This is a genomic window from uncultured Jatrophihabitans sp. (assembly GCF_964246335.1).
Taxonomy (GTDB): domain Bacteria; phylum Actinomycetota; class Actinomycetes; order Mycobacteriales; family Jatrophihabitantaceae; genus Jatrophihabitans.
The window spans coordinates 69522-91931 of sequence record NZ_CAXTQF010000005.1; the positions used below are offsets into that span (position 1 = coordinate 69522).

A 22410-nucleotide genomic window follows, 5' to 3' on the forward strand; every position below is an offset into this window, starting at 1 on the left:
GACCTCCGCTAACTCGCGACGGCGGCGGTTTCCGCCGCCGTCGGTCGGGGTTCGTCGTCCCCGGTGCGCTTGTTCCGGACGATCGACGACACGAGTGCGGCGCCGATGAACGCGACACCGACCAGGCCGGTGACGACCTCCGGCACCTCGTACTCGATGGTGATCAGCAAGATGATGGCCAGCGCGCCGATCGCCCACAGCGCGCCGTGCTCGAGGTACTCGTACTCGCTCAACGTGCCCTTGCGCACGAGGTACACGGTCAGCGACCGGATGAACATCGCGCCGACGCCGAGGCCGATCGCGATGATGATCGGGTCCGAGGTGATCGCGAACGCGCCGATCACACCGTCAAAGCTGAACGACGCGTCGAGCACCTCGAGGTAGAGGAACAGGAAGAACGCGGCGCGCCCGACGACCTGGGCCGTCTTAGGTTTCCGGACGGTGGCTTCCGCGCCGTCGTCGTCCCCATCGTCGTCGTCGACGTCGAACAGCTCACCGAGCCCGTTGACGAGCAGGTAGGTCGCCAGGCCGAGGACGCCGGAGATCAGGACGGTCGACGTGCGGTCGTGGGTGTGCGTGTCGGCGCTCTCGCCGAGTGTGTACGCCGCGGCGGCGAGAGTCGCGAGCGCGATCACCACCGACAGCTGATCGAGCCGGCCGATGCGCTGAAGCGGTCGCTCGATCCAACTCAACCAGGTCAGCTCCCGCTCCTCGAACACGAAGTCGAGGAACAGCATGAGCAGGAACATCCCGCCGAACGCGGCGATCGCCGGGTGGGCCTGGCGGAGCAGGTAGCCGTACGTGCCGACCTTGTCCGGGCTACCACCGTCCAACGCGAGCCGGATCGCGTCCACCGGCGTCTTCTGCGCACTGAGGCTGACGATGAGCAGCGGGAAGATCAGCCGCATGCCGAACACCGCGATCGCGACGCCGACCGTCAAGAAGATCTTCTGCCAGAAGGCGCTCATCCGCACCAGCACGGTGGCGTTGACGACCGCGTTGTCGAACGACAACGACACCTCGAGGATCGCCAGGATCGCCACGAGGGCCAATCCGGTGCCGCTGTCGTAGACGAACCCGAGTACCAGCCCGAGGACGGCTATGCCGATGGACGCCCCGAAGGTGCGCAAGAACACCGCTACTACCCCTCAGCCTCCCGACCGCTCAGCCGACGTTGACGCCGAAGTCGCGCGCTATGCCCGACAGCCCGCTGGAGTAGCCCTGGCCGACAGCCCGGAACTTCCAGTCCGTGCCACTGCGGTACAGCTCGCCGAAGATCATCGCCGTCTCGGTCGACGCGTCCTCGGACAGGTCGTAGCGGGTGATCTCCTTGTTGTCGGCCTGGTTGACGACGCGGATGAACGCGTTGCGGACCTGGCCGAAGGACTGCTGCCGCGCCTCGGCGTCGTAGATCGACACCGTCACCACGATGCGGTCGCCCTCCTGCGGCACGCCGGCGAGATTGACCTTGATGGCCTCGTCGTCGCCCTCGCCCTCACCGGTGAGGTTGTCGCCGGTGTGCTCGACCGAGCCGTCCGGGCTGGTGAGGTTGTTGAAGAAGACGAAGTGCGCGTCGGAGAGGATCTTGCCGTCCTGGCCGACCACCAGCGCTGAGGCGTCGAGGTCGAAGTCCGTTCCGGTGGTGGTGCGCGCGTCCCAGCCGAGGCCGACGAGCACGGCCTGCAGCCCGGGCGCCTCCTTGGTCAGCGAGACATTGCCACCCTTGTTCAGGCTCACGCTCATCGTGCTTCCCTTTCCACGAGGATCCACAGGTCCCGGACTGTTCGTTCATGGGTCCAACGTGCGCGGCCACCCGGTGAGTTCCGTGGGGCTGCGCCGGCCCGGTCCCGACCGACCCTAGCGGCGTCCGGGGTGATGACGCGATCTTGCGTCGTCGATCAGGCGTCAGTCGTCGTGCGCGACGACGAAGTAGTACTGCTTCGATCCCGGGTCGAAGGCCCAGCCGACCTGGAAGGACGTCATCGAGGCGTCGCCCAGCTTGGCGCGCTGCTCGATCTTCGCCACGACGGATTTACCGGTGGGTTTCGTCACCTGCGTCTCGGCGTATCCGTCCGGGCAGTTCCCGTCGCCCTGGTGCTGCGCGCACTTCGCCGCCCCCGCCGAGACCTTTCCCGGCACGGCCTGCATGCCGTTGTGCGTGCGATAGGCGTTGATCGCGGCTACCGCGTCGCCGATGTCGTAGTCGAGGGCACACGTGGACTTGGTCGGGCAGCTGGCGCGCTCAGGATGCGAGCTGGTCGCCGCCGACGTCGACGACGCGGACGACGGCGAGGAGCTGTGCGACGCGGCCGACGCCGTGGACGTGGGGCCGAGGGTGTCGTCCGGACCGGCGTTGTCCTGCCCGCTGCCCCCGCTACCGCCGCCATTGGCGACCAACACCAGGAGCACGACGAGCAGCACCGCCACCAGGGCCAGCATTCCGAGCAGCCATGCGGCGCGGCGACGCAGGTCCGAGTCGCCAGACTCGTCGGTCACCCGATCGTCCTCCCCGCCGTCCTTCGTGGTGGTCAACGCCGGCGTACGGCGGACCCGGCCTTCCCCGGCACGGCCTTGTCACGAATTATGACGCGCTGGAGCTGAGAGATGTTGCCCCGAGTGGATCACGTTCCGGTCACGTCCGGCCCAGGGCCCGCGCTCAGGCGAGGGTTGCGGCGGCCAACGTGTCGACGACGGCGTCGAGGTCGCCGGTCCGTGCGAACGTGTCGCGCTGCAGGCGGCTGCCGGTGCCGCGGGTACGGATCGTCGCGACTCCGTCGAACACCTCGGCGGCGTCGCCGAGCACCGGTTGCAGCGCGTCGAACAGGCCGTCGACGAGCGCCCATGCATCGACGAGTCCGCCGGTGCGCGGATCGACCAACTGGTCGGTGACGCCGTGCCGTGCGGCGCGCCAGTTGGCCGCCCGCAGCCGTTCGGCGCGGCCCGCGTCGGGCGGCACCGGCGGGAGGACGCCGCGCGCACAGCCCTCGACCACGGCGCGGCACAGTCCGGCGAGCGCCACCGCGTCCCCGGTGTGCACGCACACGTCCGCGACCCGAAATTCCAGCGTCGGGTACTTCGCCGAGAGCCGGGCGTCGAAGTAGAGCATGCCCTCGTCCAGCGCGGCGCCGGACTCGATCAACGCGGCGACGATGCGCTCGTAGTCGGCCACGTCGGCGAACGGCCCGGTGGCCCCGGCGGTGGGCCAGCGCTGCCACAGCATCGCGCGGTAGCTCTCGTAGGAGGTGTCCCGGCCCCCGCGGAACGGCGAATTCGCGCTCAACGCGAGCACGAGCGGTAACCAGGGGCGCACGCCGTTCAGCAGCGCGACGCCCTCGGCCCGCGACTCGACGGACACATGGACGTGCATCCCACAGGAGAGCGCGCCGCGCGCCGTCTCGCCGAAGATGTCGCTCATCGTCTCGTAGCGGTCCTCGCGCGTGGTGGTTGCGCCGTCGTCGGTGGGCGCGACACCCACCGCGAGCAGCCGGACCCCGTGCTCGTCGGCGCTGCGCGCCAACTCGACGCGCCGCCGGCGCAACTCGGCGTGCAGCTCACCGAGGTCGGTGTGCGGCGTCGTGCCGAGCTCGGCCTGCTCGCGCTTCAGCTCGTGCTCGAACTGTCCGTCCGACCGGGTGTCCGCGGCATGCGCCACCGGGTCGCCGACGGGACGCAGCTCACCGTCGCGGGCGCCGATGAGCAGGAATTCCTCCTCGACGCCAAGCGTCCGCGGTTGCGCCATGCGTGCAGTCTGCCGGGCCGCGGTCCCGCGCTCAGTTCGGTGTCGGTGTCGGTCGCTGCGTGTCGGCCGCGGCAGCGGTGCCCGCCGCACGGGTGCCGTCGGCGCCGCTGTCGCCGCGGACGTACAGGTACCAGTAGGCGCCGGCGACGAACACCCCCGCGCCGACGGCGTTGCCGAGGAACGCGAAGATCAGGTTCAGCACCGTCTGACCGGTCGTCACCGAGCCGGCGCCGACGAACTCTGCCAGCGGCAGGAAGAACATGTTGGCGACGACGTGGTCGAATCCCAGGGCGACGAAGGCGGTGATCGGGAACAGGATCGCCAAGATCTTGCCGCTCACCGACATGGCTGCCATGGCCAGCCAGACGGCCAGGCACACCAGCCAGTTGCAGGCGATCGCGCGCAGGAACTGCTCCACGTGCGTCTCGGTGCTCGCCTTGCCCATGGCCAGCGCGCCGAGACGGATCCAGCTCGCGCCGGCGGTGCCGTCCGCGCCCTTCTTGATCACACCGGTCTTGTCCGCGAGCACGTAGGCCACGAACAGTGAGCCGGCGAGGTTGCCGATGGTCACCCACAGCCAGTTGACCAGCATCCGCGCGATGCTGACCTTGCGGTCGAGCACTGCCAGCGGGATCAGCATCATGTTGCCGGTCAGCAGCTCGGCCCCGCCGACGATGACAAGGATCAGCCCGAGGCTGAACACGAGGCCGGTGAACAGTGTGATCAGCCCACCCCATGTCTTCGGGTCGAGCCCGGAGGACACGATGACGGCGAGCAGTGCACCGAAGGCGATGTAGGCGCCGGCGAGGAACCCGCCGACGAGCGCTTTCGCTGGTCCCAGGTTCGCTTTGGTGATGCCGGACTTGATGGCGGCGACGGCGATCTCGGGCGGGGCGAGGAAGGTCATGCACCCAACCTTTCCGCAATTCGCCGCGTTGTGCGCGATGTCGACGACATTGGTGCGCCGCGGGGTAGCGTCGCAGCGTGGGCGTCGCGAAGAGCTTCCTCGGCTGGCCGGTCGTCCGGCAGCTCACCGGCCCGGACGCGCTGGGCCGCGGCGCCGCCGCGCACACGAATGCGAGCTCGGCACCGGCCGCGCGCATCGCCACCGCCGACCGCGTCGTCGACAGCATCTGCCCCTACTGTGCGGTCGGCTGCGCCCAGAAGGTGTACGTCAAGGACGAGAAGGTCGTCCAGATCGAGGGCGACTCGGCCTCGCCGATCAGCCGCGGCCGGCTGTGCCCCAAGGGCTCGGCCAGCGAGCAGTACGTCAACTCCCCCGGCCGGCAGACCGCGATGCTCTACCGCCGTCCGGGCGGCACCGAGTGGGAGCCGTTGGATCTCGAGACGGCCACGGACATGATCGCCGACCGGATCGTTGACACCCGGGCGCGCACCTGGCAGGAACAGGACCACGAGGGCAAGTTCGTGCGGCGCACGCTCGGCTTCGCCGGCCTCGGCGGCGCGACCCTGGACAACGAAGAGAACTACCTGATCAAGAAGCTGTTCACCGCGCTGGGCGCCGTCCAGATCGAGAACCAGGCCCGTATTTGACACAGCGCCACCGTCCCCAGTTTGGGGTCTTCGTTCGGCCGCGGCGGCGCGACCAGCTTCCTGCAGGACCTGCAGAACTCCGACTGCATCGTCATCCAGGGTTCGAACATGGCCGAGTGCCACCCGGTCGGCTTCCAGTGGGTGATGGAGGCCAAGGCGCGCGGCGCGAAGGTCATCCACATCGATCCGCGGTTCACCCGCACGTCTGCGGTCGCCGACGCCCATGTGCCGCTGCGCGCGGGTAGCGACATCGCGTTCCTCGGCGGCGTCGTCAACTACATCCTCGAGAACAACCTGTGGTTCGACGACTACGTCAAGACGTTCACCAACGCGGCGACCATCCTGCGTGACGACTTCCACGACACCGACGACCTCGACGGCATCTTCTCCGGCTACGACCCGGAGACGGCCACCTACAACACGACAACCTGGCAGTACGAGGACGGCACGATGCACGCGTCGGCCGGCAAGCGCAACGTCGGCAACGACCTGCCGCTGACCGCTGACCCCGCGCATCACGACGACACGCTGCAGCACCCGAACTGCGTGTTCCAGGTGCTCAAGCGGCATTACGCCCGCTACACGCCGGAGATGGTGTCGCGGGTGTGCGGCGTGCCCGTCGAGCAGTTCCTCGCCGTGTGCGAGGCCGTCACCGCGAACAGCAACCGGGAGCGCACGACGGCGTGGGTGTACTCGGTCGGCTGGACGCACCACTCGGTCGGCATCCAGTACATCCGCGGCGCCGCGATCGTCCAACTGCTGCTGGGCAATGTCGGCCGGCCCGGCGGCGGCATCCTGGCGTTGCGTGGGCACGCGAGCATCCAGGGGTCCACCGACATCCCGACGTTGTTCGACCTGCTGCCCGGTTATCTGCCGATGCCCACGGCCGAGCAGGAGTCGATGCAGCAGTACCTGACCGATCTTGCCGACACGGGGCAGAAGGGATTCTGGGCGGCGGCCGAGCACTACAGCGTGAGCCTGCAGAAGGCATGGTGGGGCGACGCTGCGACCGCTGAGAACAAGTGGGCCTTCGACTACCTGCCGCGCATCAGCGCCGACCACGGCACCTACCGCACCGTGATGGACATGAACGATGACAAGGTCGAGGGTTACCTCGTCTTCGGGCAGAATCCCGCGGTCGGTTCGGCGCACGGCAAACTGCAACGCCTGGCGATGGCGCACCTGAAATGGCTCGTCGTGCGGGACGTCAACATGATCGAGACCGCGACCTTCTGGAAGGACTCCCCGGAGATCGAGACCGGCGAGTTGCGCACCGAGGACATCGACACCGAGGTGTTCTTCTTCCCCGCGGCGGCCCACACCGAGAAGAGCGGGTCGTTCACCCAGACGCAGCGGATGTTGCAGTGGCATCACAAGGCCGTCGAGCCGCCGGGTGACTGCCGCAGCGAACTCCACTTCTTCTTCCACCTCGGTCGCAAGCTGCGCCAGCGGCTCGCCGAATCGACACTCGAGCGCGACCGGCCGCTGCTCGACCTCACCTGGGACTATCCGGTCGACGAGAGCGACGAGCCGTCCGCGGACGCGGTGCTGGCCGAGGTCAACGGCTTCCACCTCACCGGCGCCAAAGCAGGGCAGCCACTGTCGTCCTACACCGAGATGAAGGCCGACGGATCCACGTCCGGTGGTTGCTGGATCTACACCGGCGTCTACGCCGACGGGGTGAACCAGGCCGCGCGCCGCAAGCACACCGACGAGCAGAACTGGGTGGCCCCCGAATGGGGCTGGGCGTGGCCGGCGAACCGGCGCACCCTCTACAACCGTGCTTCGGCGGACGCCGAGGGCAGGCCGTGGAGCGAACGCAAGGCCTACGTGTGGTGGGACGCCGACGCCGGCAAGTGGACCGGGCACGACATCCCGGACTTCGTCGCCGACAAGCCGCCGGACTTCCGCCCCGAGCCCGGCAGCAGCGGCGCCGAAGGACTCGCCGGCGACGACGCGTTCATCATGCAACCGGACGGGAAGGCATGGCTGTTCACGCCGACCGGGTTGGTCGACGGGCCGATGCCCGCCCACTACGAGCCGCAGGAGTCCCCGGTCGACAATCCCTTCTACCGGCAGCAGGCCAACCCGGCCCGTGAGGTCTTCCGACGCAAGGACAACCTGCAGAACCCGTCCGGTCGCCAGCCCGGGGCAGGTGTGTTCCCGTACGTGTTCACCACCTACCGGTTGACCGAACATCACACGGCGGGCGGGATGAGCCGGTGGGTGCCCTACCTGACCGAGCTGCAGCCGGAGTTCTTCTGCGAGGTGTCCCCCGAGCTGGCCCGCGAGCGGGGCCTGCAGAACCTCGGCTGGGCGACGATCGTCAGCGCCCGGACCGCCATCGAGGCGCGTGTCCTCGTCAGCGACCGCATGGTGCCGCTGCAGGTGAACGGCGGGGTCGTGCACCAGATCGGCCTGCCCTATCACTGGGGCGTCGGCAAGGACGCGCTGTCCAGCGGAGACTCCGCCAACGACCTGTTCGGTGTCACCCTCGACCCGAACGTGCACATCCAGGAGTCCAAGGTCGGGTCCTGCGACATCCAGCCGGGCCGACGGCCCACCGGGCCGGCACTGCTGCGCTTCGTCGAGGAGTACCGCAGCCGTGCGGGTATCACCGTCGAGACCGGCAATGAGCAATGGCAGGAGACCTGACGTGGCGCAACTGTCCGGCCCGGACCCGCATGTCGCAGCTTCCGCAGGCTGGACCGGTGACGAACCACGCAAGGGGTTCTTCACCGACACCTCGATCTGCATCGGCTGCAAGGCGTGCGAGGTCGCATGCAAGGAGTGGAACGGCGTCCCCGACGACGGTTTCAACCTGCTCGGCTCGTCCTACGACAACACCGGCGCGTTGGGGGCATCCACGTGGCGGCACGTCGCGTTCATCGAGCAGGCACGCCCGCTGGGTGGACAGGACGCCGGCGTGGAGGGCACCCCGGTGGGCGCGGCGGCCAGCGACGCGGTCAACGAGATGGCCGGCGAGGCGCTGACCGGTGACCGCAACGTGCTCGGGACCGACAGCACCGTGGCGCTCGGCATGCCGTCGACGACGCTGCCCGGCGCCGTCGACCCGGACGGCCGGCGCACGGACTTCCGCTGGCTGATGTCCTCCGACGTCTGCAAGCACTGCACGCACGCCGCCTGCCTGGACGTGTGCCCGACCGGGTCACTGTTCCGCACCGAGTTCGGCACCGTGGTCGTCCAGGACGACATCTGCAACGGCTGTGGCTACTGCGTGCCGGCCTGCCCGTTCGGCGTCATCGACCGGCGGGTCGGCGAGAAGGGCGCGAAGAACGTCGGCATCGCCCAGAAGTGCACGCTGTGCTACGACCGGCTGCAGGTCGGCGCCGAGCCCGCGTGCGCGAAAGCCTGCCCCACACAGTCGATCCAGTTCGGCAACCTCGACGAGCTACGCGAGCGTGCGCAGGCGCGCGTCGAACAGCTGCACGAGAACGGTGTGCCGGAGGCACGGCTCTACCTCGAGGGGCCGGACGACGGCATCGGCGGCGCGGGGGCGATGTTCCTGCTGCTCGACGAGCCCGAGGTCTACCGGCTGCCGCCAGATCCGGTCGTCTCGACACGCGACCTGCCACAGATGTGGCGCACCGCGGGCGCGGCGGCGCTCACACTGCTCGCCGGTGCAGTGACTGCGTTCGCGGGACGGCGCCGGTGACCGAGGCGAACGACCGCGGCAATGCCGTCGACCGCGGCGGCGTCACCGACCAACGCTCCGGCGAGCACGCGCAGCCGCCGACCCAGCTGGGCAGCCGCCGCCGTCGACGCCGCGGTGGGCGTGGCGGCGATGGCGCACCCGTGGTGCCCGATGCCGAGTTCACCTCCTACTACGGGCGGCCGGTGGTCAAGGCGTCACCGTGGGAGGGCGACATCCCGGCGTACCTGTTCCTCGGCGGCCTCGCGGCCGGATCGTCGCTGCTCGCCGCAGGGGCCGACGTGACCGACCGGCCCGCGCTGCGTCGGGCCGCCCGGCTGACCGCGCTCGGTGCCATCAGCGGCAGCTTCGCGGCGCTCGTGCACGACCTCGGCCGGCCCAGCCGGTTCGTCAACATGCTGCGCGTCGCGAAGCCGACGTCGCCGATGTCGGTCGGCACCTGGCTGCTGACGGCCTACGGACCGGCGGCCGGCGTGGCCGGCGCGCAAGAGGTCGTGGCGCTGGTCCCGAAGCTGCTGCCGAGACCGTTGCGCGTGCTGTTGCAGGCGCTCGCCCGGCCCGCCGGACTCGGCGCAGCTGCCGTAGCGCCGACAATCGCCGCGTACACCGCCGTGCTGCTCACCGACACCGCGACGCCGGCGTGGAACTCCGCGCGGCGTGAGCTGCCGTTCGTGTTCGTCGGGTCAGCGGCGGCCGCGTCCAGCGGCATGGCCATGATCACCGCGCCCGTCGCGCAGGCCGGACCGGCCCGCAGGCTGGCGGTCGCGGGCGCAGCGTTCGAGCTCGCGGCCAGCCACCGCATGGAGTCGTCGATGGGCCTACCGGCCGAGGCCATGCACCAGGGGACGCCGGGTCGGCTGATCCAGGCCAGCCGCGTGCTCACCGCGGTCGGCGCGCTCGGCGCGGCGCTGTTCGGTCGTTGGCGTCCGGCTGCGGTCGTTTCCGGTGCGGCATTGGTGGCGGGCTCGGCCGCCACGCGCTTCGGCGTGTTCGAGGCGGGACAGGCGTCGGCACGCGATCCGCGCTACACGGTCGTGCCGCAACGCGAGCGCGTCGACGCGCGGCGTGCCGAGGCGCAGGATCTGCAGGCCTGATCGCCCCAGCGCGATAATGGCCGCCTACGGGTCGCCGACCCGGTGTCACGAAGGGCCCGGTCGGTGCCGCGATGAGCACGGTGCAACGCCTGGACCAGTTTCAGCGCCGGCATCCGAAGGTCGGCTTACCGCTTGCGGTTGTCTACAAGTTCTTCGATGACCAGGGCCCCTATCTCGCAGCACTCATCGCCTTCTACGGCTTCCTGTCGTTCTTCCCGCTGTTACTGCTGCTCTCGACGATCCTGAACTTCACCCTCGCGGACAACCCGGATCTGCAGCATCGGGTCCTTGACTCGACGCTCGGGCAGTTCCCGGTGGTCGGCACATCACTGCACAACGAGAGCGGCGTCAAGGGCAGCGGCCTCGGGCTGGTGTTCGGCATCCTCGGTACGGTCTACGGCGGCCTCGGCGTGGCGCAGGCCGCGCAGAACGCGATGAACTCCGCGTGGCGGGTGCCGCGCAACGACCGGCCCAACCCGATCCGTAGCCGACTGCGCAGCATGCAGTTGCTGCTCGTCGTCGGGCTGGCGATCATCGGCACGACCATCCTGTCCGCCCTGGGTGCGCGCGCCGACGCATTCGGCGCGAGCATCGGCGACGGTCTCAAGGTGCTGTTCATCGCGCTGGCCGTGGTGGTCAACGCCGCCGTGTTCACGCTCGGCTTCAAGGTCGCCACCGCGCGCCCGCTGACCTGGCGCGAGACCGTCCCCGGCGCCGTCGGTGCCGCGGTGGCGTGGCAGGCGCTGCAGTACATCGGCACCTTCCTCGTCGGCGGTGTGGTCAAGAACGCTTCGGAGTCGAATTCGGTGTTCGGCATCGTGCTCGGCTTGATCGCCTTCATCTACGTCGAGGCGATCGTGGTGGTGTTCGCGGTGGAGCTGAACGTCGTCCGCGCGCAACGGTTGTGGCCACGTGCGTTGCTCACGCCGTTCACCGACAACGTCGTGCTCACCGACGCCGACGAAGCCGCCTACACCGGCCAGGCACATGCCGCGCGACTCAAGGGCTTCGAGGACATCAGCGTGAGCTTCCATCCGCACGAGCCCGACTGATGCATCTCGAACATGCCGCAGTGATCGTGCTCGACCACGACGCAGCGATCCGTTTCTACGTCGACGCGTTGGGCTTCGAGCTGGCCGAGGACACCCCGTCGCTGACGAACGACGGCCGGCCGAAGCGCTGGGTGGTGGTCCGGCCACCGGGCGCGCAGACGGGCTTGCTGCTCGCACAGGCGGACGGTGACGCGCAGGCGGCGGCGGTCGGGCAGCAGTTCGCCGGACGCGTCGGGTTGTTCCTCCGCGTGGACGACTTCCCTGCCGCGCACGCGCGGATGGTTTCGCACGGCGTGCAATTCGTCAGCGAACCGCGCGACGAGCCGTACGGGCGGGTCGCGGTGTTTCTCGACGTCGCCGGGAATCGCTGGGACCTGCTCGGCCCGCCTCTCACATAACCGACCGGGTTAGTGATTCCGACCGTTGATCGTCGGCACTTGTTGATCGTCGGCACTCAGTGAACGTCGGCACTCACTGACTTGGCACCGGCTGATCGCGGCCTCGAAGGTCAACTCACCGCTCGCATACGGTACCAAGTCGATCGCTGCCGCATCGGCATCCTCCACCCCCGAACGCGACTGATCGCAGCCCGGTGGGTTACGGCCGCTCTCGCTGTTTCGGCTTGCCGCGGTACAGCCCTTTCTCGCTTATGCGGGTCGTGCGTCCCAGGACAACGTCGCGGATCTCCTCCGCTATCCCCCGGGCGTCGAATTCTTGGTGAACCCAGATCCCCAGCACAACAGGTCCTTCGACGAAGCTGTCCTCGAGGCGCTGCCCCTCGCGCAACTGTTCGTACACGACGCGACGGGAGCCGTCGTCCGCTCCGGGCCAGGCGATGAAGTCGAGGTCGAGCAGGAGCTGCTCCAACTCGACCTCGCCGCACCGGACCACGTCGGCGGTCGTAGCGACGTACACGGATCCGCCATCTTCGCCTTCGAGGTACACGACGCTCGGCATATGCAGCTGAGCCGCTGCCAATGATGGGAAAGACCGGCGATCGTCGGCCTCACTCCAGCCGGAGAGGCTCGCGTGATCACCGTGTCCACCCCTGTTCACGTCCGGATCTTGGCACAGATCTGCACGCCCCGGTCAGACTGGTTCTGTCGGACCCTTGTTCTAATGTGTTCGGTATGGGGAGCGAGGTCGTTGAGGAGCTGGTCGGGCCGCTGCGCGCGGCGCTCGATCACTTGCTGGACGCGTCGTTGACCATGCTGGGTTCGGTCGAGGTGACGCAGCTGTTGCGCGAGCTGGAGGTGCAGCGCCGGCGGCTGGCCGCGGTCGATCATCGGGTGCTGGCCGAGGTTGACGAGCGGGGGGTGGCCGGGGAGTACGCGCGCTCGAGTACTGCGGACCTGCTGGTGCAGATGCTGCGGGTGACACCGGCCGAGGCGAAGGCCCGGGTGCGCCAGGCCCGTGCGGTGCAGCCGAACACGACGCTCACCGGTGCGGTCACGCCCGCGGTGTTGCCGCGCTGCGCGGCCGCGGCGCGGGCGGGGGAGATCTCCGCTGCGCACATCACGGTGATCGCCACGGCCACTGACCGGGTCTCGCGTCGTGTCGCGCACGAGGTCGTGCCGGTGTGTGAGCAGTTGCTGGTCCAGGCTGCGCGGCACCAGCACCCGGGCGCGCTGGCGCAGACCGCCGACATGCTGCTCGCCCGCCTGGACCCGGACGGGCGCGCCCCCGACGATGCCGAGCTCGAACGCCGCCGCGGGTTCACCCTGGCCCGGCGTGGTCGAGGCTCGAGCCGCCCGAGCGGGGAATGGACCGCGGAACTGACCGCCCTCTGGGACGCCATCCTCGACGCCCTCGCCGCGCCACAGCCCGCCGCCGACGGCGGCCCGGACGACCGGTCCCCGGCACAACGGCGACACGACGCCATGATCGAAGCCGGCAACCGACTCCTGCGCTCCGCTGACCTGCCGACCGCCGGCGGTGCACCGGTCACCGTCCTGCTCCGCATGCACGCCCAAGACCTCACCGACCAACACGCTGCCGACCCGCTCAACAGCCACCACGCCGACGCCGACGCCGGCGGTGGCGTTCACGCTCGCGTGGGTGTTGCGCAGACCGCGAACGGTGACCTGTGGCCCACCGCCCTCGTGCAGGCCAACCTCACCGACGCCGCGATCGTGCCCATCGTGGTCGACCACCACGGTGCGGTGTTGTTCTGCGGACGCACCAAACGCCTGGCCACCCCCGCGCTGCGCTACGCCCTCGCCGCCCGCGACGGTGGCTGTTGCTTCCCCGGCTGCGAGCGCCCCGCCGCCTGGTGCGAAGCCCACCACATACGCGAATGGGCCGACGGCGGACCCACCGACATCGACAACCTGTGCCTGCTGTGCCGCTACCACCACCGCCAATTCGCCCGACACGGCTGGCACGTGCAGATGATCAACGGCCGCCCGTATTGGATCCCACCCACCTTCATCGACCCACAACAAACACCCCTCCACAACACCGTCCACCACGCCACCGAAATCGACTTCCCCATCGACGTCGACGTCGGCCTCGCCGGCTGATGAGGGTCGAAGTGACCCCCGTTTGCAGATGGGCGCCACGTCGATGGGCGGTGATGGACAGTGACGGTCGGCGCGCGGTCGACCTGCCACGCCGGAACCGCAACCGCTGCCTGACGACGGTTGGCGCCCCAGCGACCGACGAACAGCGACCGGCGACAGCGACCGGCGAGCGGCAGCAGCTCAGCGGATGGTGATGGTCGGCGCTCCGGCGACTGTCTCGCCGATCACCGGGTAACCGGGCACCTCGCCGACAACCAGCAGGCCGCCGCTCGTCTGCGCGTCGGCGAGCAGCAGCAGTTCGTCCTCGTCGACGTGCGCGTCGAGGTGCGAGCGCACCCAGTCGAGGTTGCGACGCGTGCCGCCGCTGACGTAGCCGTCGCCCAGCGCCTGACGTGCACCGTCGAGATACGGCACGGCGGCCGCCTCGATCGTGGCCCCTACGCCGGACGCGCGCAGCATCTTGTACAGGTGACCGAGCAGCCCGAAGCCGGTGACGTCGGTGGCCGCGCGTGCACCGGCGGCCAACGCCGCGCCCGCGGCGTCACGGTTGAGCGCGACCATCGTGGCGATCGCGTCGGCGAAGATCTCACCAGTGCTCTTGTGCCGATTGTTGAGCACGCCCACGCCCAGCGGCTTGGTCAACGTGATCGGCAGCCCGGGCTCGGCAGCGTCATTGCGCAGCAGCCGCTCGGGATCGACGATGCCGGTCACCGCCATGCCGTACTTCGGCTCGGGGTCGTCGATGCTGTGCCCGCCGCCCACCGCGCAACCGGCCTCGCGGGCGACGTCCAGCCCGCCACGCAGGACCTCGCGCAGCAGGTCGGTCGGCAGGGTGTCCCGCGGCCAGCCGACGAGGTTGACCGCGACGATCGGCCGGCCGCCCATCGCGTAGACGTCGCTGAGTGCGTTGGCCGCGGCGATGCGTCCCCAGTCGTACGCGTCGTCGACGACCGGGGTGAAGAAGTCCGCGGTGTGCACGATTGCGGTGTGCTCGTCGAGGCGCACCACAGCGGCATCGTCCCCGTCGTCCAACCCGACCAGCACGTCGGCGCGGTGCTCGCCGGACAGCCCGCGCACGATGTCCTCAAGCTCGCCCGGCGGGATCTTGCAGGCACAACCGCCACCGTGCGCGTACTGCGTCAACCGGACGTCGGCTTCCTGCGCAAGGACACGGGTGACAGTCACCTGTCCGACGTTAGCCCGCAGGTGGGTAGCGTTCGGCGATGGAGGCGTATGGGTGCCTGGTGGCCCTCCCGGTCTTCAAAACCGGTGAAGCCGAGCATCTCGGCTTGGCGGGTTCGATTCCCGTCCGTCTCCGCAGACGACGCACACGACGCACACGACGCACACGACGCACGTACCAGCCGAGAGGCGACCGTTGACCATCGACGACCGACGCCGGGTGCCGAGCACGAACGCCGTGCTCGACGACCCGCGACTCGCCGATGCCGCGCAGGCCCGCGGCCGTCCGGCGGTGAAGCGCGCAGTGGTCGCCGCGTTACAGCACGTGCGGGACGGCGACCTCGGCCGCGACGACGTCGTGAACGCGGTGCTGCACGAACTCGCCGGCGGCCCGGCCGGCGCACCGCGCGCGGTGCTGAACGCCACCGGGGTCGTCGTGCACACCAACCTCGGCCGCGCTCCCCTCTCCGACACCGCGATCGAGGCGATGGCGACGGCTGCGCGTTACACCGATGTCGAGTTCGACCTCGCCAGCGGCGAACGCGCGAAGCGCGGGCGCGGCCTGGTCGATGCGTTGCAGGCCGCGCTGCCCGACGCCGGCGGCGTCCTCGTGGTGAACAACGGCGCGGCGGCAGTGCTGCTCGCAGTCACTGCGTTGGGCGCCGGCAAGAACATCGTGATCAGCCGCGGGGAGCTCGTCGAGATCGGCGACGGCTTCCGGCTGCCGGAGCTGCTCGAGTCGGCCGGTGCGCGGCTGAAGGAGGTCGGCACCACGAACCGGGTGCGCTTCGACGACTACGCCGCGGCGGTCGACGACGACACAGCAGCCGTGCTCAAGGTGCACCCGAGCAACTTCCGCATCGAGGGATTCACCTCGACGGTGCCCGTGCAAGAACTCGCGACCCTGCCGGCGCCGGTGATCGCCGACATCGGCAGCGGCCTGCTCACACCGCATCCGCTGCTGCCGGACGAGCCGGACATGCGAACGGCACTGCGTGCCGGCGCCGCGGTCGTCACGTGCAGCGGCGACAAACTGCTCGGCGGACCGCAGGCCGGGCTGCTCGCCGGCCGGGCCGAGGTGATCGAACGCCTGCGGCGTCACCCGCTGGCCCGCGCGCTGCGCGTGGACAAGCTGACCATCGCCGCGCTGGCGGCGTCGCTCGACGCACTGCGCAGCCCGGTGTGGCAGGCGCTCACCGCCGACGAGGCGCGACTGCGTGAACGGTGCACGGCGATCGCGAAGCAGCTCGGCGCGGACGGAATCGACGCGCAGGTGGTGCCGTCGGCCGGCGCGGTCGGTGGCGGCGGCGGACCCGGCGTCACCCTCGACGGTTGGGCGCTCTCGCTGCCGACCGACTTCGCGGCCCGGTTGCGGAACGGGCCGACGCCGGTGGTCGGCCGCGTCGAACGCGACCGCTGCCTGCTGGACCTGCGCTGCATCCAACCGGCCGACGACGCCGCCGTGCTCGACGCCGTCCGGACCGCGGCTGCGCGCTGACCATGCACGTCGTCGCCACCGCAGGACACGTCGACCACGGCAAGTCGACACTGGTCCGCGCGCTCACCGGGATGGAGCCCGACCGCTGGGCGGAGGAGCGCCGGCGCGGGCTGACCATCGATCTCGGATTCGCGTGGACCACGCTGCCCACGACCGGCGCCGTGTCGTTCGTCGACGTGCCCGGGCACCAGCGCTTCATCGCCAACATGCTTGCCGGCCTGGGCCCGGCCGCGGTGGTGCTGTTCGTCGTCGCCGCGGACGAGGGCTGGTCCGCGCAGTCGGCCGAACACCTCGCTGCGATCGACGCGCTGAATATCCGGCACGGCCTGCTGGCCGTCACCCGCAGCGACCTCGCGGACCCGCAGCCCGCCCTCGCCGACGCGGGCGCTCGCCTCGCCGCGACCGGTCTCGGTGCGGTGCGCAGTGTTGCGGTGTCCGGCGCCACCGGGCGCGGGGTCGACGAGCTGCGCGCCGCGCTCGACGACGTCCTCGCCGACCTGCCGGCGCCACGCACCGACGGACGGATCCGGCTATGGGTCGACCGGAGCTTCAGCGTGCGCGGCGCGGGAACGGTGGTTACCGGCACGCTCGGCGCCGGCCGGGTGACCACGGGCGACACGCTCACGGTGGCCGGCCGTCGGGTCCAGGTGCGCGGCATCCAGAGCAACGGCGACGCCCTGCCTGCGGTCGACGCCCCCGCTCGTGTCGCACTCAACCTGCGCAACGTCGAGCACGAGGCAATCACCCGCGGCGATGCGCTGCTCACCCCGGACGCCTGGCACACGACCGACACCGTGGACGTCCGGCTGCGCGTTGCCGAAGAGGTGCCCGCCGAGTGCATGCTGCACATCGGGACCGCGGCGGTACCCGTCCACGTCCGCCCGCTCGGCGACACGATCGCCCGGCTGCGGCTCACCCGCCGGCTGGCGCTGGAGCCCGGCGACCGCGGCGTGCTGCGCGACCCGGGACGCCAGGCGGTCGCGGCCGGCATCGAGGTGCTCGACGTGCAAGCGCCGGTGCTACGCCGGCGCGGCGCGGCAGCCGCCCGGGCGGCCGAGCTGCAGGCCGGTGTGCCGGACGTGTACGCCCACGTCGCACGGCGCGGCGCGGTGACTCGTGCTCACCTAGCTCGGCTGGGCGTGCCGACCAACGGCGCGGACGGCGACGCGGACGTCGACCCGAGGCTGCGCGTCGTCGGTGACCTTCTCGTCGCCGACGATGCCTGGCAGCGGTGGACGACGACGCTGCACGAGACGGTCACGCATTGGGCGGCACGCGACCCGTTGCAGCCGTGGCCCACCCCGGCCGCCGCTCGCGATGCCGCCGGCATCCCACACCACGCGGCGTTGCTCGCGGCGCTCGTCGACGCGGCCGGGTTGTCGGCCGCGGACGGCCGGTTGACCGTGGCCGGCGCGGCCGCCCCGGACCTGCCCGCGGGTGTGCACGACGTCACGCAGCGGTTGGCCAGCACGCCGTTCGACGCGCCCACCGGCGACGACCTCGCCCGGCTGCGCCTGGGCCGGCGCGAACTCGCCGCTGCCGCCAAGACCGGGACGGTGCTGGTGCTGCCCGGCGACATCGTGTTGCTGCCCGACGCCCCGAGGCAGGCAGCGAACCGGCTCGCCGCGCTCCCCCAACCGTTCACCGCGAGCGCGGCCCGGCAGGCGTTGGGCAGCACCCGGCGTGTCGTGCTGCCGCTGCTCGAACACCTCGACCGGCTCGGCGTCACCGAGCGGGTCGATGCGACCACCCGCCGCGTTCGATCCGGCGATCCTTAACCGACGAACGGCCGGAGCGCGGTGTGCGCTCCGGCCGTCTACGACGGTTACGTCAGACAGTCACTCTTTAGAGAGGGCGAACGGTCTGCGCCTGCGGACCCTTCTGGCCCTGGCCGACTTCGTACTCGACGCGCTGGTTCTCGTCCAGGGTCTTGTACCCGTTGGTCTGGATCTCGGAGTAGTGGACGAACACGTCCGCCGAGCCGTCATCGGGCTGGATGAATCCGTAACCCTTTTCGCTGTTGAACCACTTGACCGTTCCCTGCATGCCTTCTCCTAGCCATGATGAATATCCACGCGATATCCGCGTGGACATGCCTATCCTTGCATCCCGAACACCTTTTGTGCGCTATCGGCCCGCAAATGCCTCGATCGCGGCCTTGCTGAAGGCGTCGAGGTCGTCGGGCTTGCGGCTGGTCACGAGCGTGAAATCACCGTTCGCGTCGGTGACGACCTCCTCGTCGTGCCAATCGCCTCCGGCGTTGCGCACGTCGGTCTGCAGGCTGGGGAAGCTCGTCAGCCGACGGCCGCGGACGAGATCGGCCTCGACCAGCGTCCACGGTGCGTGGCAGATGGCGGCGATCGGTTTGCCCGCCTGCGCGAATGCCTTGACGAAGCCCACCGCGTCGCTGTCAACACGCAGCTGATCAGGGTTCGTGGTGCCGCCGGGCAGGACGAGGCCGTCGTAGTCGTCGGCGGACGCATCGGCCACCGCGACGTCGGCGTCGAAGCTGTCACCCTCCTCGACGTCGTTGTTGAACGCCTGCACCTTGTCCTTCTCCGGCGCCACCAGCGTCGGCGTCGCGCCGGCCTGCTTCACCGCGTCCCACGGCGTCGTCAGCTCGACCTGCTCGGCACCGGAGTTGGCGACCAGGAATGCGATGCGTTTGCCGTTGAGTTCGTCGGCCATGAGTTCTCCTCTCCACGACCGGCCTGCGCCGGTTCGTCGAAGACGTTCCCGGGTTGTCGTTCGTTTGCACGGGGGCCCGACGGGGTACGCGCGAGACAACGGTCGATGCGCCGGCCGAACTTCAGCAGGAAGTTGTCATGACCAGCTCGCCAACGTTGAGCGCCGTCGCGCTCGTGTGCACGCTCAGCCCCTCGCCGACCAGGTCCAGCAGCGAGCTCATCGCGCGGCAGGTCCTCGACGCGCTCGGCGAACACGGCGTCGCCGGCGACCTCATCCGGGTGGTCGACCACGACGTCAAGCCCGGTGTACAGCTGGACATGGGTGACGGTGATCAGTGGCCGGCGATCCGCGAGCGCGTGATCGCTGCGGACATCCTGGTGCTCGCGACGCCGACGTGGATGGGCCAGCCGAGCAGCGTGTGCGCACGGGTATTGGAACGCTTGGACGCCGAGCTGTCCGAGACCCGCGACAACGGCCATCTGTACACGGCGGGCAAGGTCGCGGTCGCCGCAGTGGTCGGCAACGAGGACGGCGCGCACCACATCAGCGCAATCATCTTCCAGGCGCTCAACGATGTCGGTTACACCCTCGCCGCGCAGGCCGTCACCTACTGGAACGGCGAGGCCATGCACGGCACCGACTATCAGGATCTCGACGAGACGCCCGCGGGCACTGCGAGTACGACCAAGGCCGCGGCGGCCAACGCCGCGCACCTGGCGCGGCTGCTGCGGGCGGACAATTACCCGCCGCCGCAGTGACACCCGCACAATGACCCGGTGACCGGCACGCCGATGCTCGACGCGTGCCCGAAACGGATGGTCTACGGGCCTTGCGGCGGCGCGCACCCGGACGGCACCTGCGAAGTCGTGGCCGCGCCCTGCACCTTCCCGGCGCCGACACCGCTGCCGGCCGGTGCCGAGCGTGACAGCGTGCCGCTGCACTCGGTGCCGTTGGTGTTGACGGACTTCAGCACCCCGCCGTTCGACCAGGCGGCAGTGCGCCGCACCGCGGCAATCCTCGCGCCCAGCTGCGACGCCGTGCTGGTCGGCGAGCACCAGGACCGCCCGGATTTCCCGCCCACGTTGTTCGCACAGTTGCTGCGCGACGCCGGCCTGCGGCCGTGGATCACCCTGGCCTGCCGCGACCGCAACCGGGTCGGGCTCGAGCAGGAGCTGCGCGGGCTGCGCCAGGTCGGCGCGGCGGCCGTGCTGTGCGTGACCGGAGACGCGCGCGCGTACGACGTGCGGCCCGATGTGACCCAGGTCTTCGACCTGGACGGACCGCGGCTGGCCATGCTCGCCGCCGACGAGGGCCTGCCGGTCGCGGTCCCGGAGACGATCACCGCCGCTCCCGTCACCGCGCGGCCGCGCAGGCTGGTCGACAAGCAGCGGTGCGGCGCGTCGGTCGCGGTGCTCAATCACGTGGCCGACCCGGCGGAGGTGGCCGCGTTCGTCGCGGCGGCCCGCGACCTCGGCCTGACCATCCCGGTGATCGCCGCGGTGGCGGTGTACACCGACGCGGAGTCGGCCGCGTCGTTGAGCGGGTTGCCGGGCCTGGCCCTCGACGAGACCAGCGTGCGCAGCGTGCTGGGCGCCGGCGATCCGCGCAGCGCCGGCATCGACGTCGCGCTCACCGAGGCGCGACGACTGTTGGCCATCGAGGGGGTGGTCGGGGTGAACGTCTCCGGCCAGGCCTCGGCACGCGGCTGGGAGCACGCCGCGCGGGTCAAGGCCGAACTCGGCGAACGCATCCGGGGGGCGGCATGAGCGCGGAGGCGATGGACGCCGAGTTCGACACGGTCGCCGCGTGGACGGCGCAGGTCGCGCTCGACCTGGGCGAGGACTTCCACGTGCCGGCCGGGTGTCGCGGCAGCGGCAGCCCGCCCGCGCTGGACTGGCTGCTCGACCGGATGCAGTTGCGGCCCGGGGCACGGCTCGTCGACGTCGGCGCCGGCGTGGGCGGCCCGGCCGAGTACGCCCGCCGCCGGCACGGTGTGCGGCCGGCGCTCTTCGAGCCCGAGCCTGGCGCGTGCCGCGCGGCCCGACAGTTGTACGCCGCTCCGGTGGCCATCGCCGACGCCACGGCGTTGCCCGCCAGGGACGCAGGCGCGGACGCGGCGTGGGCACTCGGGGTGCTGTGCACGATGGCCGACCACGGCGCAGCGCTTTCCGAACTGCGGCGCGTGGTCGTCCCGGGCGCGCGGATCGGGTTGCTGGTACTCGTCGCGAACACCGATCACCTACCGCGGCAGCCCGAGGGCAACAACTTCCCGACCGACGACTCGCTCGCGCGCTCGCTCGCCGCGGCCGGCTTGCGCGTCGTGGATCGCGTGGCCGAGCCGGATCTCACCGAACGCATCGACGACGACTGGGCGCAGCGCACCGAACGCGTCGAGGACGAGCTGGAACGCCGGTACGGCTCGCAGGATGCGTGGTCGACCGCTCAGCACCAGTCGGCCGTCCTGGGCGAGCTGATGCGCGACGGCCACATCGCGACCCACCTGCTGGTGCTCGAGTCCTGACGCCGTTGGTCGAGCACACCGAGGACGGGCGTTACATCGTCGTCGACGGGCGCCGGTGGCGAGCAACCGACCCGGCGATCCCCGAAGAGCGCGCCGCCGAACTACGCAAGAACCTGATGGCCTGGCGCCGCGAGGTCGGCAAGACATCGGGCGCGGCACGGCGGCGCGCCCGCGACGGTGTGCAGGCCGCGAAGGTCGCGCTCGGCGAGCGCGGCACGCCGTGGTGGGAGCAGAGCGACGCCGACCGTCGTGCGCGCTGGTCCGCGCATCTCGACATGCCTGGCTGAACCCGGCGGGCAGCACTTGACTGGTTCCAGAAAAGGGTGCTTCGGCCGGGATCGTGCGGGTTCAAGTGGGTACGCCACCCGTGACCTGTTGCGGCCGCGTGGCGTGTGCCCGGGCCGGTAGCTACCCAGCCCAGGAGGCGCCCATGACGACAGCACCCGAGAAGTACACGACCACCAACAGCGGCGCGCCGGTCGAGAGCGACGAACACTCGCTGACGCAGGGCGAGGCCGGCGGCATCCTGCTGCACGACCACTATCTCATCGAGAAGATGGCGCAGTTCAACCGCGAGCGGGTGCCCGAGCGCGTGGTGCACGCCAAAGGCGGCGGCGCGTTCGGCGAGTTCGAGGTGACGAACCCGGAGATCGCGCAGTACACCAAGGCCGACTTCCTGCAGCCGGGCAAGAAGACCGAGATGCTGGCTCGGTTCTCCACCGTTGCCGGCGAGCAGGGCTCCCCCGACACCTGGCGTGACCCGCGCGGTTTCGCGCTGAAGTTCTACACCGAAGACGGCAACTACGACATGGTCGGCAACAACACGCCGGTCTTCTTCGTCAAGGACCCGATGAAGTTCCAGGACTTCATCCGCTCGCAGAAGCGGC

The 22410-nt window shown here is 70.3% G+C and carries 22 protein-coding genes and 1 tRNA gene; 14 read left to right on the forward strand and 9 right to left on the reverse strand.

Translation table 11 applies throughout. The features are described 5' to 3' along the window. Window positions 1-8: 8 nt before the first annotated feature. From ACFFCN_RS02955 to ACFFCN_RS02975, 5 genes are all read right to left on the reverse strand, one after another. The gene (locus ACFFCN_RS02955; RefSeq protein WP_375489564.1) at window positions 9-1136 is read right to left on the reverse strand and encodes a DUF475 domain-containing protein; all 1128 of its coding nucleotides are present in this window, start codon (window positions 1134-1136) and stop codon (window positions 9-11) included. A 28-nt stretch (window positions 1137-1164) separates the two neighbouring features. Then, window positions 1165-1743 (reverse strand): TerD family protein, encoded by a 579-nt coding sequence (locus ACFFCN_RS02960; protein WP_375489566.1) that lies wholly within the window; start codon window positions 1741-1743, stop codon window positions 1165-1167. 162 nt (window positions 1744-1905) lie between these two features. Beyond that, window positions 1906-2496 (reverse strand): hypothetical protein, encoded by a 591-nt coding sequence (locus ACFFCN_RS02965; RefSeq protein WP_375489568.1) that lies wholly within the window; start codon window positions 2494-2496, stop codon window positions 1906-1908. Between the two features lie 160 nt (window positions 2497-2656). Continuing rightward, window positions 2657-3739, reverse strand: a complete 1083-nt coding sequence (locus ACFFCN_RS02970) for a glutamate--cysteine ligase (RefSeq protein WP_375489570.1) — start codon at window positions 3737-3739, stop codon at window positions 2657-2659. A gap of 31 nt (window positions 3740-3770) precedes the next feature. After that, window positions 3771-4646, reverse strand: a complete 876-nt coding sequence (locus ACFFCN_RS02975; protein WP_375489572.1) for a formate/nitrite transporter family protein — start codon at window positions 4644-4646, stop codon at window positions 3771-3773. A gap of 77 nt (window positions 4647-4723) precedes the next feature. Here ACFFCN_RS02975 and fdh point away from each other — a divergent pair, with 77 nt between their 5' ends. The 5 genes from fdh to ACFFCN_RS03000 all read left to right on the forward strand — a co-directional run bounded on the left by fdh (window position 4724) and on the right by ACFFCN_RS03000 (window position 11510). After that, complete coding sequence (gene fdh / locus ACFFCN_RS02980; protein WP_375489574.1) at window positions 4724-7948, forward strand: formate dehydrogenase; 3225 nt, start codon at window positions 4724-4726, stop codon at window positions 7946-7948. Then, a complete protein-coding gene (locus tag ACFFCN_RS02985; protein WP_375489576.1) occupies window positions 7926-8969 on the forward strand; it encodes a 4Fe-4S dicluster domain-containing protein in 1044 nt (347 codons plus the stop codon). The genes fdh and ACFFCN_RS02985 overlap by 23 nt, the downstream gene beginning before the upstream one ends. Beyond that, on the forward strand, window positions 8966-10060 hold the full coding sequence (nrfD, locus tag ACFFCN_RS02990) for an NrfD/PsrC family molybdoenzyme membrane anchor subunit (RefSeq protein WP_375489578.1): 1095 nt from the start codon (window positions 8966-8968) through the stop codon (window positions 10058-10060). Before ACFFCN_RS02985 ends, nrfD begins: the two co-directional genes overlap by 4 nt. Before the next feature lie 71 nt (window positions 10061-10131). After that, the gene (locus ACFFCN_RS02995) at window positions 10132-11112 is read left to right on the forward strand and encodes a YihY/virulence factor BrkB family protein (protein WP_375489580.1); all 981 of its coding nucleotides are present in this window, start codon (window positions 10132-10134) and stop codon (window positions 11110-11112) included. Further along, the gene (locus tag ACFFCN_RS03000) at window positions 11112-11510 is read left to right on the forward strand and encodes a VOC family protein (RefSeq protein ID WP_375489582.1); all 399 of its coding nucleotides are present in this window, start codon (window positions 11112-11114) and stop codon (window positions 11508-11510) included. Before ACFFCN_RS02995 ends, ACFFCN_RS03000 begins: the two co-directional genes overlap by 1 nt. A gap of 199 nt (window positions 11511-11709) precedes the next feature. Here the strand turns inward: ACFFCN_RS03000 and ACFFCN_RS03005 are convergent, their stop codons facing one another. Then, window positions 11710-12057 (reverse strand): hypothetical protein, encoded by a 348-nt coding sequence (locus ACFFCN_RS03005; RefSeq protein ID WP_375489584.1) that lies wholly within the window; start codon window positions 12055-12057, stop codon window positions 11710-11712. Window positions 12058-12242: 185 nt separating this feature from the next. Between ACFFCN_RS03005 and ACFFCN_RS03010 the strand changes: the two genes are divergently transcribed. Further along, window positions 12243-13634, forward strand: coding sequence for a DUF222 domain-containing protein (locus ACFFCN_RS03010; RefSeq protein ID WP_375489586.1), 1392 nt, complete (start codon window positions 12243-12245; stop codon window positions 13632-13634). 180 nt (window positions 13635-13814) lie between these two features. Here the strand turns inward: ACFFCN_RS03010 and selD are convergent, their stop codons facing one another. Beyond that, window positions 13815-14819: a selenide, water dikinase SelD gene (gene selD / locus ACFFCN_RS03015; protein WP_375489588.1), complete on the reverse strand. Its 1005-nt coding sequence runs from the start codon at window positions 14817-14819 to the stop codon at window positions 13815-13817. A gap of 40 nt (window positions 14820-14859) precedes the next feature. Between selD and ACFFCN_RS03020 the strand changes: the two genes are divergently transcribed. The 3 genes from ACFFCN_RS03020 (at window position 14860) to selB (ending at window position 18092) form a co-directional block, all read left to right on the forward strand. Then, window positions 14860-14954 (forward strand) — tRNA-Sec (locus ACFFCN_RS03020). 58 nt (window positions 14955-15012) lie between these two features. Beyond that, window positions 15013-16314 carry an L-seryl-tRNA(Sec) selenium transferase gene (gene selA / locus ACFFCN_RS03025; RefSeq protein WP_375489590.1) on the forward strand — a complete coding sequence of 434 codons (1302 nt, stop codon included), beginning with the start codon at window positions 15013-15015 and terminating at the stop codon, window positions 16312-16314. A 2-nt stretch (window positions 16315-16316) separates the two neighbouring features. Then, window positions 16317-18092 carry a selenocysteine-specific translation elongation factor gene (selB, locus tag ACFFCN_RS03030; RefSeq protein WP_375489592.1) on the forward strand — a complete coding sequence of 592 codons (1776 nt, stop codon included), beginning with the start codon at window positions 16317-16319 and terminating at the stop codon, window positions 18090-18092. A gap of 67 nt (window positions 18093-18159) precedes the next feature. Here the strand turns inward: selB and ACFFCN_RS03035 are convergent, their stop codons facing one another. After that, window positions 18160-18360 (reverse strand): cold-shock protein, encoded by a 201-nt coding sequence (locus ACFFCN_RS03035; RefSeq protein WP_375489594.1) that lies wholly within the window; start codon window positions 18358-18360, stop codon window positions 18160-18162. Between the two features lie 81 nt (window positions 18361-18441). After that, window positions 18442-19002 carry a type 1 glutamine amidotransferase domain-containing protein gene (locus ACFFCN_RS03040; protein ID WP_375489596.1) on the reverse strand — a complete coding sequence of 187 codons (561 nt, stop codon included), beginning with the start codon at window positions 19000-19002 and terminating at the stop codon, window positions 18442-18444. 137 nt (window positions 19003-19139) lie between these two features. On the opposite strand from ACFFCN_RS03040, the gene ACFFCN_RS03045 reads away from it, so the two are divergent. From ACFFCN_RS03045 to ACFFCN_RS03065, 5 genes are all read left to right on the forward strand, one after another. Then, the gene (locus tag ACFFCN_RS03045) at window positions 19140-19760 is read left to right on the forward strand and encodes a flavodoxin family protein (RefSeq protein WP_375489598.1); all 621 of its coding nucleotides are present in this window, start codon (window positions 19140-19142) and stop codon (window positions 19758-19760) included. 33 nt (window positions 19761-19793) lie between these two features. Next, window positions 19794-20768: a methylenetetrahydrofolate reductase C-terminal domain-containing protein gene (locus ACFFCN_RS03050; protein ID WP_375489611.1), complete on the forward strand. Its 975-nt coding sequence runs from the start codon at window positions 19794-19796 to the stop codon at window positions 20766-20768. Then, on the forward strand, window positions 20765-21523 hold the full coding sequence (locus ACFFCN_RS03055; protein ID WP_375489600.1) for a class I SAM-dependent methyltransferase: 759 nt from the start codon (window positions 20765-20767) through the stop codon (window positions 21521-21523). The genes ACFFCN_RS03050 and ACFFCN_RS03055 overlap by 4 nt, the downstream gene beginning before the upstream one ends. Window positions 21524-21528: 5 nt before the next feature. Next, on the forward strand, window positions 21529-21810 hold the full coding sequence (locus tag ACFFCN_RS03060) for a hypothetical protein (RefSeq protein ID WP_375489601.1): 282 nt from the start codon (window positions 21529-21531) through the stop codon (window positions 21808-21810). A gap of 143 nt (window positions 21811-21953) precedes the next feature. After that, window positions 21954-22410 (forward strand): catalase (locus ACFFCN_RS03065; protein ID WP_375489603.1); only part of this gene is annotated, 457 nt, incomplete at its 3' end.